This is a genomic window from Pseudomonas sp. Pseusp18 (genome assembly GCF_059506005.1).
Window position 1 is genome coordinate 5825067 of sequence record NZ_CP169240.1, and the last position, 14744, is coordinate 5839810.

At 61.1% G+C, this 14744-nt stretch carries 15 protein-coding genes; 4 read left to right on the forward strand and 11 right to left on the reverse strand.

Annotation, left to right across the window (positions count from 1 at the left end):
• Nucleotides 1-177: 177 nt before the first annotated feature.
• The 8 genes from ACEN9A_RS26230 to ACEN9A_RS26265 form a co-directional block, all read right to left on the reverse strand.
• Entirely contained in the window at nucleotides 178-1188 is a 1011-nt protein-coding gene (locus ACEN9A_RS26230; protein WP_026286382.1) for a septal ring lytic transglycosylase RlpA family protein, read from the reverse strand.
• A complete protein-coding gene (gene mltB, locus ACEN9A_RS26235; protein ID WP_258671245.1) occupies nucleotides 1188-2198 on the reverse strand; it encodes a lytic murein transglycosylase B in 1011 nt (336 codons plus the stop codon). The genes ACEN9A_RS26230 and mltB overlap by 1 nt, the downstream gene beginning before the upstream one ends.
• A 17-nt stretch (nucleotides 2199-2215) precedes the next feature.
• Complete coding sequence (rodA, locus tag ACEN9A_RS26240) at nucleotides 2216-3319, reverse strand: rod shape-determining protein RodA (protein ID WP_019650887.1); 1104 nt, start codon at nucleotides 3317-3319, stop codon at nucleotides 2216-2218.
• 31 nt (nucleotides 3320-3350) lie between these two features.
• Nucleotides 3351-5246: a penicillin-binding protein 2 gene (mrdA, locus tag ACEN9A_RS26245; protein WP_258671246.1), complete on the reverse strand. Its 1896-nt coding sequence runs from the start codon at nucleotides 5244-5246 to the stop codon at nucleotides 3351-3353.
• 10 nt (nucleotides 5247-5256) lie between these two features.
• Nucleotides 5257-5724, reverse strand: coding sequence for a 23S rRNA (pseudouridine(1915)-N(3))-methyltransferase RlmH (gene rlmH / locus ACEN9A_RS26250; RefSeq protein ID WP_258671247.1), 468 nt, complete (start codon nucleotides 5722-5724; stop codon nucleotides 5257-5259).
• A 9-nt stretch (nucleotides 5725-5733) separates the two neighbouring features.
• Entirely contained in the window at nucleotides 5734-6228 is a 495-nt protein-coding gene (gene rsfS / locus ACEN9A_RS26255) for a ribosome silencing factor (RefSeq protein ID WP_019581345.1), read from the reverse strand.
• Between the two features lie 72 nt (nucleotides 6229-6300).
• A complete protein-coding gene (gene nadD, locus ACEN9A_RS26260) occupies nucleotides 6301-6990 on the reverse strand; it encodes a nicotinate-nucleotide adenylyltransferase (RefSeq protein WP_018925751.1) in 690 nt (229 codons plus the stop codon).
• Between the two features lies 1 nt (nucleotide 6991).
• Entirely contained in the window at nucleotides 6992-8263 is a 1272-nt protein-coding gene (locus ACEN9A_RS26265; RefSeq protein ID WP_258671248.1) for a glutamate-5-semialdehyde dehydrogenase, read from the reverse strand.
• 177 nt (nucleotides 8264-8440) lie between these two features.
• Here ACEN9A_RS26265 and ACEN9A_RS26270 point away from each other — a divergent pair, with 177 nt between their 5' ends.
• Both ACEN9A_RS26270 and ACEN9A_RS26275 read left to right on the forward strand, forming a co-directional pair.
• The gene (locus tag ACEN9A_RS26270) at nucleotides 8441-9139 is read left to right on the forward strand and encodes a DNA-3-methyladenine glycosylase (protein ID WP_258671249.1); all 699 of its coding nucleotides are present in this window, start codon (nucleotides 8441-8443) and stop codon (nucleotides 9137-9139) included.
• A 100-nt stretch (nucleotides 9140-9239) separates the two neighbouring features.
• Nucleotides 9240-10556 carry a bifunctional DedA family/phosphatase PAP2 family protein gene (locus tag ACEN9A_RS26275; protein WP_258671250.1) on the forward strand — a complete coding sequence of 439 codons (1317 nt, stop codon included), beginning with the start codon at nucleotides 9240-9242 and terminating at the stop codon, nucleotides 10554-10556.
• A gap of 17 nt (nucleotides 10557-10573) precedes the next feature.
• On the opposite strand, the gene ACEN9A_RS26280 is transcribed toward ACEN9A_RS26275, so the two are convergent.
• From ACEN9A_RS26280 to ACEN9A_RS26290, 3 genes are read right to left on the reverse strand one after another with little or no spacing between them, the layout of a single operon-like run.
• A complete protein-coding gene (locus ACEN9A_RS26280; protein WP_018925747.1) occupies nucleotides 10574-11164 on the reverse strand; it encodes an LON peptidase substrate-binding domain-containing protein in 591 nt (196 codons plus the stop codon).
• A gap of 10 nt (nucleotides 11165-11174) precedes the next feature.
• A complete protein-coding gene (locus tag ACEN9A_RS26285; RefSeq protein ID WP_007937459.1) occupies nucleotides 11175-11891 on the reverse strand; it encodes an LrgB family protein in 717 nt (238 codons plus the stop codon).
• The gene (locus ACEN9A_RS26290) at nucleotides 11888-12250 is read right to left on the reverse strand and encodes a CidA/LrgA family protein (protein ID WP_258671251.1); all 363 of its coding nucleotides are present in this window, start codon (nucleotides 12248-12250) and stop codon (nucleotides 11888-11890) included. Before ACEN9A_RS26290 ends, ACEN9A_RS26285 begins: the two co-directional genes overlap by 4 nt.
• A gap of 193 nt (nucleotides 12251-12443) precedes the next feature.
• Between ACEN9A_RS26290 and ACEN9A_RS26295 the strand changes: the two genes are divergently transcribed.
• On the forward strand, nucleotides 12444-12899 hold the full coding sequence (locus ACEN9A_RS26295; RefSeq protein WP_018925744.1) for a MaoC family dehydratase: 456 nt from the start codon (nucleotides 12444-12446) through the stop codon (nucleotides 12897-12899).
• A 115-nt stretch (nucleotides 12900-13014) separates the two neighbouring features.
• Nucleotides 13015-14730 carry a C13 family peptidase gene (locus ACEN9A_RS26300; RefSeq protein ID WP_258671252.1) on the forward strand — a complete coding sequence of 572 codons (1716 nt, stop codon included), beginning with the start codon at nucleotides 13015-13017 and terminating at the stop codon, nucleotides 14728-14730.
• The last annotated feature ends 14 nt before the right edge of the window (nucleotides 14731-14744 follow it).

A 14744-nucleotide genomic window follows, 5' to 3' on the forward strand; every position in this document is an offset into this window, starting at 1 on the left:
CTCGAAATCGCTAATGGAAACTGCCCTAAGGCAAAACTAATCAGACAACTTTTCAAAAAGCTGTCACGTGTTCAGTTGCTCACTCTGTAACCCTTGCCGGGCTTTTGTTCTTCAACGAGCCAACAACCCGGTTCGCCCCCCAAAACCGCAAGCGAACCGTCAATCAAGTACTACGTGTTACTCGGCGCTGACCAGGCTCGGTGAACCGAGATTGGCCAGCCGCACGCTGTTCTGCACCTGCTGGATTTCACCCGCAGAGCCGATCGGCCCCATGCGCACCCGATGCAGTGTCTGCTGGTTACGCACGATCGAGCTGATGAACACCGGAGCGCTCACCATCCCGCTGAGCTTCGATCTCAGGAGTTCTGCAGCGTCCGGGTTGGCGAACGCGCCCACCTGCAGATACTGGCCAGAGGCTGGTACAGAAGCGTTTTTTTTTGCATCGATCTGCACAGGCACAACGGCCGCGGCGTGTTGCTGCGGCGGTGGCGTCCATTGCTCGACGGTGCCAGTGGAAGCCGTCACGGTCGGCGCGGCATTTTGCGCCACTTGCGGCTCGTTGAGCATCAACGGTGCCGGACGACCTTTCTGCGCCCACCATTCTTGCGGATCGATGCCTTCGACCTTGACCCGCGCCGTGCCGATTTCAGCGTAGCCAAGCTTCTTGGCGGCCGCGTAGGACAAGTCGATGATCCGGTCTGAATAGAACGGCCCACGGTCATTGACCCGCAGAATCACCGTCTTGTTGTTGTCCAGGTTGGTCACCCGAACGTAACTTGGCAGTGGCAAGGTCTTGTGGGCGGCGCTCATGCCATACAGGTCATACACCTCGCCGTTGGCGGTGTTCTGGCCGTGGAACTTGGTGCCGTACCAGGACGCCGTGCCCGACGCGACGTAGGTCTTGGATTCCTGCAGCGGGAAGTAGGTCTTGCCCAGCACGGTGTACGGGTTGGCTTTATAAGGACCGCTGTGCAGGGTCGGCGTGGCATCCGGGATGCGCGATACGTCGACATCCCACCAGGGTGCGCCATCCTTGTGCGCCCGGTTGATATCCAGGCCGGGGGCCGAACGAACGGCGGTGGAAGACTTCTGAGTCGGCGAGCGGCTGGTCGAACAACTGGCGACCAGCACCGCCAACGCGGCGAATGCCATGAGCTTCAGGGGTTTATTCATAGGCAATGCCCGCATTACTTGACGCCCCGTGCTTGGACCAGCTGTTCAGACAGTTGATGTACGGCCATGGCGTACATCACGCTGCGGTTATAACGCGTGATCGCGTAAAAATTCGTCAGGCCCATCCAGTATTCGGGGCCATTGTCACCTTCCAGGCGGAAAGCCGTGACCGGCATATCATCGCGCAGCGCATCATGACTCGACCAGCCCAGCGCCCGCAACTCCCCGACGGTTTTCGTCGGTTCGATGCCATCGGTCAGCCCGTCGTCCACCTGATCGCCGCGCACATCGGCGCGGCTGACCACAGGTTCGCCGGCGACCCAGCCGTGTTGCTTGAAATAACTGGCGACGCTGCCGATGGCATCGTCCGGGTTGGTCCAGATATTAATGTGGCCGTCACCGTCGAAATCCACCGCATAGGCGCGAAAACTGCTCGGCATGAATTGCGGCAAGCCCATGGCCCCGGCGTAGGAGCCTTTGAGGGTCAACGGGTCGACCTGTTCTTCTCGGGCCAGCAGCAGGAACTCACGCAATTCCTTGCGGAAGAAATCAGCACGGGGAGGATAGTCGAAACCCAGGGTCGACAAGGCGTCGATCACCCGATAATTACCGGTATTGCGACCAAAAAAGGTCTCAACACCGATGATCGAGACGATCACCTGCGCCGGCACACCGTATTCCTGCTCGGCGCGAGCCAGCACCGCCTCGTGCTGACGCCAGAAGTCCACGCCACGGGCGATGCGCGCGTCGGTGATGAACATCGGGCGATATTCTTTCCACTGCTTGACACGTTCGGCGGGTTTGGAGATCGCGTCCAGAATCGTCTGCTTGCGCTCGGCTTCGCGGAACACGCCCATCAGCTGTTCACCGGCAAAGCCGTAGTCACGGGTCATTTCACCAACGAACTCGGCCACCTGGGGTGAACCTTCGTAATCGCCGGCCAATGCTTCCTGCACGGAACCAAGGATGCTCACCAGGCCGACCCACGGTGCGTATCGAGTCGCCCAGCCACGCATTACTTGCATTGAAATCTTCACCTTATTCAAACCTGCGCGATCCACTTGCGATGGGTATGGATCGACATCAAAACCCCAAACGCTGACAGTAGCGTCACCAGCGAAGTTCCTCCGTAGCTAATGAACGGCAACGGCACCCCCACCACCGGCAACAGGCCACTGACCATACCGATGTTGACGAAAACGTAAACAAAAAACGTCATGGTCAGGCTGCCCGCAAGCAATTTGCCAAACAATGTCTGGGCCTGGGCGGTAATCACCAGCCCGCGACCGATCAACAGCAGGTAAATCAGCAACAGCGCGCAGATACCGACCAGGCCGAACTCTTCGCCAAGGACCGCAATAATGAAGTCGGTGTGGCTTTCTGGCAGGAAGTCCAGGTGCGACTGGGTACCGAGCAACCAGCCCTTGCCGAACACGCCACCGGAACCGATGGCCGCTTTCGACTGAATGATGTTCCAGCCCGTGCCCAGCGGATCGCTTTCGGGGTCGAGGAAGGTCAGGATTCGCTGCTTTTGATAGTCGTGCATGATGAAGAACCACATCGCCACGGCCACCGGCACGGCGGCGGCGATCACGCTGAGGATCCAGCGCCAGCGCAGGCCGCCCATGAACAGCACGAATGCGCCACCGGCGAGGATCAGCAACGAAGTACCGAGATCGGGCTGACGCACGATCAGAATGAACGGGACACCGATCAGCACCAGACTGATCCCCACGTGCTTGAGCTGTGGCGGCAAGGAACGCTTGGCCAGGTACCAGGCGATGGTCGCCGGCATCAGGATCTTCATGAATTCCGAGGGCTGGAAGCGGATCACCCCGGGGATATTGATCCAGCGGGTGGCCCCCATGGCGTTGTGGCCCATGACGTCCACCACCACCAGCAAGATCACGCCGACCACATAGCCGAGCGGCACCCAGCGGGCCATGAAGCGCGGTTCGAATTGGGCGATGACGATCATCGATATCAGGCCGATACCGAAGGAAGTGGCTTGCTTGGCCAACAGATCCCAGCTCTTGCCGCTGGCCGAATACAGCACGAACAGGCTGCCGGCGGCGAGGGTCAGCAGCAGGATCAGCAGCGGGCCGTCGATGTGCAGGCGTTGCAACAGCGTCGCACGGCGACGCATCACATCCTCGCTTGAGAGCATGCGATCGAAATTATTCTTCACGGGCCGTAGCCTCCGCACTGATAGGGCTGGCGTATTCGGCTTTCAGTCGGCCGTCCTGGTCGAGGAGCCAGGCGTCCATCACTTGGCGCACCACCGGCGCGGCGACGCCGGAGCCGGACTCGCCGTTCTCGACCATCACCGACACCACGATTTTCGGGTTGTCGGCCGGCGCGAAGCCGACGAACAAGGCGTGGTCGCGGTGGCGCTCCTGCACCTTGGAGCGGTCGTACTTCTCGCCCTGCTTGATCGCGACCACCTGGGCCGTACCACTTTTGCCGGCGATCCGGTATTGCGCGCCGATCGATGCCTTGCGCGCCGTACCCCGGGCACCGTGCATTACCTGCTGCATACCGTGATTGACCTTGGTCCAGTCCGACGGGTCGCGCAGGATAATGTCCGGCATCGGATTTTCATCCTTCGGCTTCTCGCCCTCGATGGTCTTGGCCAGGTGCGGACGATTCCAGACACCCTTGTTGGCCACCAGTGCCGTGGCCTGCGCCAGTTGCAACGGAGTGGACTGCATGTAGCCCTGCCCGATCCCCAGAATCAGCGTCTCGCCCGGGAACCAGGCCTGACGACGGGTCACGCGCTTCCATTCCCGTGTCGGCATCAGCCCCGGCGACTCTTCGAACATGTCCAGGGAGACCTTCTGGCCAATGCCGAATTTGCTCAGGTAGGACGACAACCGATCAATCCCCAGCTTGTGCGCCAGGTCATAGAAGTAGGTGTCGTTGGAGCGCATGATCGCCGTGTCGAGATCGACGAAGCCGTCACCGGTACGGTTCCAGTTGCGGTACTTGTGATCGTAGTTGGGCAGCATGTAGTAGCCCGGGTCGAACACCCGGGTCGACGCCGTGACCACGCCCGCATCCAGGCCGGCAATCGCCACCGCTGGCTTGATGGTCGAACCAGGCGGGTACAGACCGCGCAGCACGCGGTTGAACAGTGGCCGGTCGATGGAGTCACGCAGCTCGGAGTAGGCCTTGAAACTGATGCCGGTGACGAACAGGTTCGGGTCGAAACTCGGCTGGCTGACCATCGCCAGCACTTCGCCGGTCGCCGGATCCAGCGCCACGACCGCGCCACGGCGACCGCCGAGTGCAGCTTCGGCGGCTTCCTGCAATTTGATGTCCAGGCTCAGGACGATGTCCTTGCCGGAAATCGGTTCGGTACGTTTGAGTACCCGCAGCACGCGGCCACGGGCGTTGGTCTCGACTTCTTCGTAACCGACCTGACCGTGCAATTCGGGCTCGTAGAAGCGCTCGATGCCGGTTTTGCCAATTTGATGGGTGCCGCTGTAACTCACCGGGTCCAGAGTCTTGAGCTCTTTCTCGTTGATCCGCCCCATGTAACCCACCGAGTGCGCAAAGTGCGCGCCCTGTGGATAGTGACGAACCAGTTGCGCGACCACTTCCACGCCCGGCAGACGGAACTGGTTCACCGCGATGCGGGCGATCTGCTCTTCGGTCAGCTCGAACAGGATCGGCACCGGCTCGAACGGCCGACGCCCCTGACGCATACGCTTCTCGAAGATCACCCGGTCCTCGGGCGTCAGCTCCAGCACTTCGACGATTACGTCGAGCACTTGCTGCCAGTCGCCGGAGCGTTCGCGGGTCATGCTCAGGCTGAAGCTGGGCCGGTTGTCGGCCACCACCACGCCATTGCGGTCGTAGATCAGCCCGCGAGTCGGCGGAATCGGCTGCACATGGACGCGGTTGTTTTCCGACAGGGTCGAGTGGTACTCGTACTGGATCACCTGCAGGAAATACAGCCGCGCGATCAGCACGCCGATCAGCGTCACTACCGCAATAGCCCCGAACACGACGCGGCCACGCACCAGACGGGCGTCTTTTTCGTGGTCCTTGATGCGGATCGGCTGGGACATGAGGGCAGAACTACTTGTGGTAAGGGTGGCCGGACAGCACTGTCCAGGCACGATACAGCTGTTCGCCGATCAGAATCCGCACCAGCGGGTGCGGCAACGTCAACGGCGACAACGACCAACGTTGATCCGCCCGGGCACAGACTTCCGGCGCCAGCCCCTCGGGGCCGCCGACCATGAAATTCACCGTGCGCGAGTCCAGCCGCCAGCGATCGAGTTCGGCCGCCAGTTGCTCGGTGCTCCAGGGCTTGCCGTGGACTTCGAGGGTGACAACGCGCTCGTTCGGCCCGACCTTGGCCAGCATGGCTTCGCCTTCCTGACGGATAAAGCGCGCCACGTCGGCGTTCTTGCCGCGGGTGTTGAGCGGAATTTCCACCAGTTCCAGCGCCAGCTCGGAAGGAAGACGCTTGGCATATTCATGCCAGCCTTCTTCCACCCACTTGGGCATGCGTGAACCGACGGCGATCAGTCGCAGTCGCACAGCGTTCCCTTATTGCTGGTCTTTGTTGAGCTTGGTGAAATGCTCATGGGTGTTCTCAGGGCTGTGGTGTGCAGCGCTGGCAGAACGGCTTTGCTCGGCACCGGCCCACAGGCGTTCCAGGTCATAGAACTGGCGCGCCGAGGCAGTCATCATGTGCACGATGACGTCGTCCATATCCAGCAGTACCCAGTCGCTGTCGCCCTTGCCTTCTTCACCCAGCGGCTTGACGCCTTGGGCTTTGACGGCTTCGCGGACCTTGTCCAGCATCGCGCCGATCTGGCGGTTGGACGTACCGGTGGCGATGATCATGTAGTCAGTGATGCTCTGCTTTTCACGAACGTCGATCACCTGAATGTCCTGGGCCTTGACGTCTTCCAGGGCCGCTACGGCAACCTTGACCAGCTCTTCGCCGGCCAGTGGTGCGCCAGTTGGCGCTTCTACTGGCAGCGGTGCGCTCTTGAATGTGCCCTTGCGCTTTACTTTGTTTACGTCTTTGTCAGTCATATAAAACTCGTTTTGCTCGTATGTTCGGGCGCTTCGATACACGCATTCACGTGCCTTGAAGCGCGCCCTTTTTCAGTTCGACGCACGGTAAAGTCCGTGCGCATCGATGTAGGCCAGGACCGCGTCGGGCACCAGGAAACGTACCGACTTACCGCTGGCCAGCAGTTGACGGATCTGGGTGGCGGATACCGCGAGCGGTGTCTGCCAGACGAATGCAATCTGTCCGCTCGGCCCTTTGAGGGCCAGCGGGTCGCTCACCGAACGTGCTGCCAGCAGGTTGCGCAAGGCATCCGGCGGTTCGCTGTCGGCATCCGGGCGTTGCAGCACCAGGATGTGGCAATGCTGGAGCAACTCTTCCCAGCGGTGCCAAGTGGGCAGGCCGCAAAATGCGTCCCAGCCCAAAAGTAGAAAAACCTGGTCTGACGCGGCAAGTTCGGCGCGCATCAGTTCCAGGGTGTCGATGGTGTAGGACGGCTTGTCCCGCTGCAATTCGCGGGCATCCACCACCAACGGTGCCACACCGGCCACCGCGCACTTGACCATCGCCAGACGGTCCTTCGCCGATACCTGCGGCTTGTCCCGATGGGGCGGCCTGGCACTGGGTGTCAGACGCAACTCATCGAGCGCCAGCGATTCGGCGACTTCCAGCGCACCGCGCAAATGGCCGATGTGCACCGGGTCGAAGGTCCCGCCCAGTACGCCAATGCGTCGAGGCCGGGGCTCGCTGGCGGTCACAGGGGCTGACGGGTCGAGGTCGCCCAAGTCAGAGCGACTCCTGGCCGCGCAACTGACCATCACCGACCACGATGTACTTCTCGCAGGTCAGACCTTCGAGGCCCACCGGGCCGCGGGCGTGCAGCTTATCAGTAGAAATGCCAATCTCGGCACCCAATCCGTATTCGAAGCCATCGGCGAAGCAGGTCGGGGTGTTGATCATCACCGAGGACGAATCGACTTCAGCCACGAAACGCCGGGTGTCGGCCAGGTTTTCGCTGACGATCGAGTCGGTGTGATGGGAGCCGTACTGGTTGATGTGCTCGATGGCCTGATCCAGCCCGTCGACCACGCGAATCGAGAGGATCGGCGCCAGGTATTCGGTGGTCCAGTCTTCTTCGGTGGCCGCGACGGCCTCGATGATCGCCCGGGTGCGCTCACAACCACGCAGTTCGACGCCTTTTTCGCGGAACTGGGCAGCCATCGCCGGCAGAAACTCTTTGGCGACGGCTTGATCGACCAACAGGGTTTCCATCGCGCCGCAGATGCCGTAACGGTAAGTCTTGGCGTTGAATGCGATGCGCCGGGCTTTCGGCAGATCGGCGTGGGCACTGACGTAGACGTGACAGATGCCGTCCAGGTGCTTGATGACGGGCACGCGGGCATCGCGGCTGACCCGTTCGATCAGGCCACGGCCGCCACGGGGCACGATGACGTCGACGTATTCGGGCATGGTGATCAGCGCGCCGACGGCGGCACGGTCGGTGGTTTCGACCACTTGCACCACCGCGGCCGGCAGATCGGCCTCGGCCAGGCCGCGCTGGATGCAGGCGGCAATGGCGCGGTTGGAGTGAATCGCTTCGGAGCCGCCACGCAGGATGGTCGCGTTACCGGACTTCAGGCACAGGCTGGCAGCATCGATGGTCACGTTCGGCCGGGATTCGTAGATGATCCCGATCACGCCCAACGGCACGCGCATCTTGCCGACCTGAATGCCCGACGGCCGATAACTCATGTCACGGATTGCGCCGACCGGGTCCGGCAGAGCCGCGACCTGACGCAAACCGACGATCATGCCGTCGATGCGCGCCGGGGTCAGCGCCAGGCGTTCCAGCAGGGCCGGCTCAAGACCATTGGCACGGCCGGCGGCCAAATCCAGTTCATTGGCTGCGGTCAGCTCGGTGCGGGAGGCGTCCAGCGCATTGGCAGCCGCCTGCAAGGCGCGGTTTTTCTGCGCGGTGCTGGCACGGCCGATCACGCGGGAAGCTTCGCGGGCGGCGCGACCCAAACGGGTCATGTAGTCAAGAACGGACTCAGTCATGGTCTGCTGTGGTCTTGGTAAAGAGGAAAGCGGCAGATTATAGCTGTCGCGTCTCGGGACTAACAGCGGTGACGGGCGGATGGTCGAAATGGAAGGCAAATTGCCGACGTTCAGCCGTGATTAAGTTGCATATTGTTATCATCACGACTCAATCAGCCCTGATAAACGCTGTTCATCATGACTAACCTGACTGTTCGTGCATCCGAAACGCGCCCACCAAAGGCGCTGCCGGATGCATTTTTCGACCGCGACGCCCAAACGCTGGCCCGGGATCTACTGGGCAAAATCATCCGCCACCGGGTCGACGACCTGTGGCTCAGCGCCCGGATTATCGAGACCGAAGCCTATTACTGCGAAGAAAAGGGTAGCCACGCCTCCCTGGGCTACACAGAAAAGCGTAAGGCTTTGTTTCTGGATGGCGGCCACATCTATATGTATTACGCCCGCGGCGGCGATTCCCTGAACTTCAGTGCCCAAGGTCCGGGCAATGCGGTGCTGATCAAATCCGCCTATCCATGGGTCGACGAACTGAGCGGGCCAGCCAGCCTGGCGCAGATGCTGTTGAACAATCCCGACGCCAAGGGCCGCCCTCGCCCCTCGCAAAAGCTGTGCGCCGGGCAGACCTTGCTGTGCAAGGCGCTGGGGCTGAAGGTGCCGGTCTGGGACGCCAAGCGCTTTGACCATGAAGTGCTGCTGGTGGAAGACATCGGGCCTGCGCCCGGCCACATCATCCAGACCACCCGCCTGGGCATCCCCCAGGGGCGCGACGAACATTTAATGTACCGCTTCGTCGATGCGGCTTACGCGCCGTACTGCACTCGCAATCCGATGCGTCGGGGTCAGGTCGAAGGGCGCGATTATTTTTTGCTGACTTGAAACATGCCCGGGCAAACGGGAATCCCAGTGGAAGCGGTCTTTCAGCATTTGGGAGATTCGTCCCTTTGGGGCCAAGTGAACATTCGATGGAGTTGTTTTTATGGGCCCATGGCTCGATAGCGTGACCGGTTGGCTGACGGTCAATCCGCAGTGGCTGGCCTTGGCAGTGTTCCTAGTGGCGTGTGTGGAGTGCCTGGCGATTGCCGGGCTGATCGTACCCGGTACGGTGTTGTTGTTTGCCGTGGCAGTACTGGCCGGCAGTGGCGCACTGTCGCTGGGTGAAACATTGCTGCTGGGTTTCCTCGGCGGCGTGCTGGGCGACATCGTTTCGTATTTCCTGGGGCGACATTTCCACCAGAACATCCGGCGCCTGCCGGGGTTGCGCCATCATCCGGAATGGATCGCCGGGGCCGAAGCGTATTTTCAGCGTTATGGCATTGCCAGCCTGTTGGTCGGACGCTTTATCGGCCCGTTGCGACCAATGCTGCCGATGGTCGCCGGAATGTTCGACATGCCCTTCCCCCGCTTCGCCGCCGTCAGCCTGTTGGCCGCCGCGGGCTGGAGCGTTGCCTATCTGCTGCCCGGCTGGGCCACCGGCGCGGCGATTCGCTTGCCATTGCCCGAAGGGTTCTGGCCCGAAGCCGGGATCGTTGCCGGCAGCATCGCCGTCATGGTGGGCTTGAGCATTACCAGCAGCATGCGCCGCCATCGCAAGGCGACGATGCTGATCACCGGCATGAGTTTTCTAATTCTGGCGGGACTGTTCATCGGCTATCCGCACCTGACCGCCCTCGACCAAGGGTTGATGACCCTGGTGCAGGAACACCGCAGCCCGATGCTCGATGAAGTAGCCGTGGTGTTCACGCTGATTGGCGAGTTCCGCAACATGTTTATGTTCAGCGCCCTGCTGATTGCCTTGCTGTTGCTGACGCGACAATGGCGGCACGCGATCTTTGCCGGCAGCACATTGCTTTTCACCGCGCTGGGCAACACTGCAACCAAACACTTTTTCGCCCGCATTCGCCCGGAAGTGCTGAGCGATCCACTGACCAGCTACAGCATGCCCAGCGGCCACGCCTCGGGCTCGTTTGCGCTGTTTCTAACCCTCGCGGTGCTGGCCGGTCGCGGGCAGCCGCCGCGGATGCGCCTGACCTGGTTGCTGCTGGGTTGTTTGCCGGCGCTGGCGATTGCCCTGTCGCGGGTGTACCTGGGGGCGCATTGGCCTACCGATGTGCTGGCCGGAGCGATGCTGGCGGCATGCGTGTGTGCGGTGAGCCTGTGGCTGACGCAACGCCAGACGCCGCTCAACACCATGCCACCCAAGGTCTGGTGGCTGGTGTTGCCGTCGCTGGTGGCGTTGTTCGGATTCTTTGTGTTGAGGCATTTGCCGCATGCTTTGTTGCGGTATGCGTATTAGAAGATCAAAAGCGGACGTCAGGCAAACAACTCACCCTGCAACTCATCCAGCAACGCCTGAATCGCATCCAGCCGTTGCTGCGGATCATCGAGTTGCAGCAAGTCGATCTTGTCCACCTCGGAAAACGGCAACAGGTACGCCAACTGATTGGCCAGCGACTGTTGCCCCGTCGCTTCAGTGCCCATGCTCAGCGCTTCGACCATCGGGTGTTCCGCCAAGGCCTTGAGCAGCGCGACCAGGTCGGCGTCTTCATCCTGTAACGGTTGTTCAGGCTCATCTTTGAGCCACTCGACTTCGGCGACGATCAACTGGTCGCGCTGCACCTCGGTGCGCACCACGTGGAAACGCCGCCCGCCCTTTACCCGAATGCCCAACAGGCCGTTGTCCTGCTGATGGAAATCGGTGATCAGCGCCTCGCACCCCACGCGAGCGTAGCCTTCAGGAGCGATGCCGACTTCTTCACCCTCGAGAATGCACACCACGCCGAAGCCACTGCCCTGTTTCATGCAACGACCGATCATGTCCAGGTAGCGCGCCTCGAAAATCTGCAAGTCGAGGATGCAGTCCGGAAACAGCACCGTGTTCAGCGGAAAAAGCGGCAAACTCATAGACATTTCCTTACACCACCATCGACACCGCCAACGGCAGGAATACCGCCGTGGCCACGCCCATCAGACTCATCGCCAGCGCCGCGAAGGCGCCGCACTCTTCACTTTCCTGCAAGGCCACGGAGGTGCCGACCGCATGGGCGGTCATGCCCAGTGCCATACCGCGAGCCTCCGGACTGTGGACACCGAGACGGGTCAAAAGACTCGGCCCGAAGATCGCTCCGATCACCCCGGTAATCAACACGAACACCGCCGCCAGCGCCGCGACGCCACCAATCTGCTCCGCCACCAGCATGGCAATCGGCGAGGTGACCGACTTGGGGGCCATGGTCATCAAGATCATGTGTTCGGCACCGAACCACCAACCCAGCAGCACACCCATGCCCGTGGCGACGACGCCACCTATCACCAGCGTAGTAAATATCGGCCAGAACAACTGTCGAATCCGCCGCAGGTTGAGGTACAGCGGCACCGCCAGCGCAACAGTGGCTGGCCCGAGCAAGATACTGAGGATCTCGGTGCTCTTGCGGTACTCAACGTAACTCAGGCCGCAACTAACCAGCACGCCGATGACCAGCAGCATGGAGACCAGCACAGGTTGCAGAAAAATCCAGCGGGTTTTCTCGAACGCCGCCAGCACCAATTGATACGCGCCCAGCGTAATGCCGATGCCGAACAGCGGATGATGAATCACCGACGCCCAGGCGCCGTGCCAATCGAACATCATTGGCTGTCCTCGGAATGGGCGTGACGCTTGACCATGCGCTGCATCAGCACCCCGGCGAAGGCCATCGACAGCACCAGCGACAACACCAGCGCACCGGTGATCGCCCAGAAATCCGCTGCAATGTCAGTGGCATAAACCATCACCCCCACAGCCGGCGGCACCAGCAGCAACGGCAAGTAGCGCAGCAGGCTGCTGGCCGCAAGGTTCAGCGGCTCGCCGACTTGACCACGGCTGACCAGATACCCCAGCAGCAACAGCAGGCCAATGATCGGCCCCGGCAGCACCGGCAAAAACAGATGATTGAGGGCTGTGCCGAGCAATTGAAACAGCACCAGCCAGGTCAGGCCACGTAACAACATCCATCCTCTCCCGCGCTCTCCCCCACCAAGCAGGGGCCGGACATTATAAGCATGCCCACGCTATGAATCGGCATTCGCCAAAAGCATGGTCAGTTGACCGGAGCAATTTGTCATGTTGATCTAAAGTGGTTCGCAGGGAGGTCAAGTCCCCCACTCGAAAAACTATAAATCCGATGAACCAAGGAGAGTCTCAATGCCCTATGTTCCAGTTGCAGAGCTCAAAGATTATGTCGGCAAGGAACTCGGATGTTCCCAATGGCTCACCATCGACCAGGAACGCATCAACCTGTTCGCAGAAGCCACAGGCGATTATCAGTTCATCCATGTCGACCCGGTCAAAGCCGCGCAAACGCCTTTTGGCAGCACCATCGCCCATGGTTTCCTGTCGTTGTCGCTGATCCCCAAACTGATGGAAGACATCCTCATCCTGCCCGAAGGCGCGAAGATGGTGGTCAACTATGGCCTGGACAGCGTGCGTTTCATCCAGCCTGTGAAGGTTAATTCCAGGGTTCGACTCAAGGTCGACATGAACGACGTCACCGAGAAGAAACCCGGCCAATGGCTGCTCAAGGCCACCGCTACGCTTGAAATCGAAGGATCGGACAAACCGGCCTATATCGCCGAGCCATTGTCCCTCTGCTTCGTCTGACACATGCCTGATTGCGAAGCAGCTCATGCTGTTTCGCGCGGTGTCTGTGCCGTGTCTCTATAAATGCGACACATAGCTGCGGCATACTCCGTCGCCTAATTGCCCGGATCCCGCTATGCGCTCACTTGCACTCCTTGCCCTGACCCTGATGCTCACCGCTTGCGGCGATGGCGAATCGCTGTTGCCCCCCGACGCCCGCCTGCCGGACGGCGGACGCTATCGTGGTGATCTGGTCAACGGCTTGCTGCAAGGCGAGGGTCGCATCGATTACCCGAACGGCAGCTGGTACGCCGGTCACTTCGACAAAGGCCAATGGCATGGCCAGGGCGAATGGCACGGCAGCAACGGCGAGGTCTATCGTGGGCAGTTCCAGCAGGGGCTGTTCGACGGCCAGGGCACGCTGACCACCACCGGCAGCAGCTACACCGGCGGTTTCAAGGCCGGTCGACGGGACGGAGAAGGCACCCTCAAAGAAAACGCCATGACCTATCGCGGCGAATTCAAGGCCGACCAATATTCAGGGCTCGGTCGTCTGGAACTCGAAGACGGCAGCCAGTACCAGGGTCAGTTCGCCCACGGCAAACCCAACGGCGAAGGCCAGCGCAGCGATGGCAGCGGCAATCAGTTCACCGGGCATTTCGTCGATGGCCAACTGGAAGGCAACGGTACTTTCAACAGCGCCGATGGCGATATCTACGTCGGTGGGTTCAAGAACAATCAATTGCATGGCAAGGGCCGCTACGAAAACGCCGATGGCGATGTCTGGATCGGTCAGTTCAAGGAAGGCGTGCTGAACGGCAAGGGCGAGTTGATCGGCGCCGACGGCAGTCACTACATCGGTCAGTTCAGCGACTGGCGCTTCACCGGCCAGGGCCGCCTGAACCTGGCCGATGGCAGTTTCTATATCGGCCAGTTCGACGGCGACAACTATCAGGGCAAAGGCACGTTGGTGCTGACCGATGGCACGGTGCTGAGCGGCACCTGGATCAACAGCCAGCGCGTGCGCGACGCCGACGGCAAGCTGCTGCCCGACACCCTGGAACTCGGCTTGCTGGCCCAGGGCCGCTTGCTCGACGAAGCACTGGCCAACGTGCCGGCCTCGACTCCGGCGGTCGAACTGTACACCTTGACCCTGGGCGGTGACGGCAAGCAGAGCGTGTTCCTGCGCGAATCCGACTACGTCGCCAACATGCTCGCCAGCCGTTTCGGCGCTTTCGGCCAGATTCGCCTGGTCAACCATCGCGACCACCTCGGCGACCGGCCGATGGCCACCCGGGAAAACCTGCGCCGCGCCGCCCAGACCCTGGCCGAACGCAGTGGCCCGGAGGACTTGCTGTTCATTTACCTGACCAGCCATGGCTCCAGTGAACACGAGCTGGTACTCGACCAGCCACGCATGGAACTGGCCGACCTGCCGGCCGACGAACTCGCCGCCGTCCTCGCGCCCCTGAAGAAGCGCGACAAAATCATCGTGATTTCGTCTTGCTATTCCGGCGGCTTCATCCCTGCCCTCAAGGATGAACACACCCTGATCATGACCGCCTCGCGCGCCGACCGGGTGTCCTTCGGGTGTTCGGAAGAAGCCAACTTCACCTATTTCGGCGACGCACTGTTCGCCCAGGCGCTGAACCAGACCGACGATCTGGAGCAAGCCTTCAAACGGGCCAGCGCCACCGTGGCCGAGCGTGAGCTGGCGGACAGCTTCGAAGCTTCCGAACCGCAGATATGGGCACCGAAAGCCGTGCTCGCCCATTGGCAATTGTTACGCAAGCAGCAGGCACGAAAGGCATTGCAAAGTGTCTCTATCAGCAAGGATGAAAAGAGCAACTAAGCTGAACAGTATCA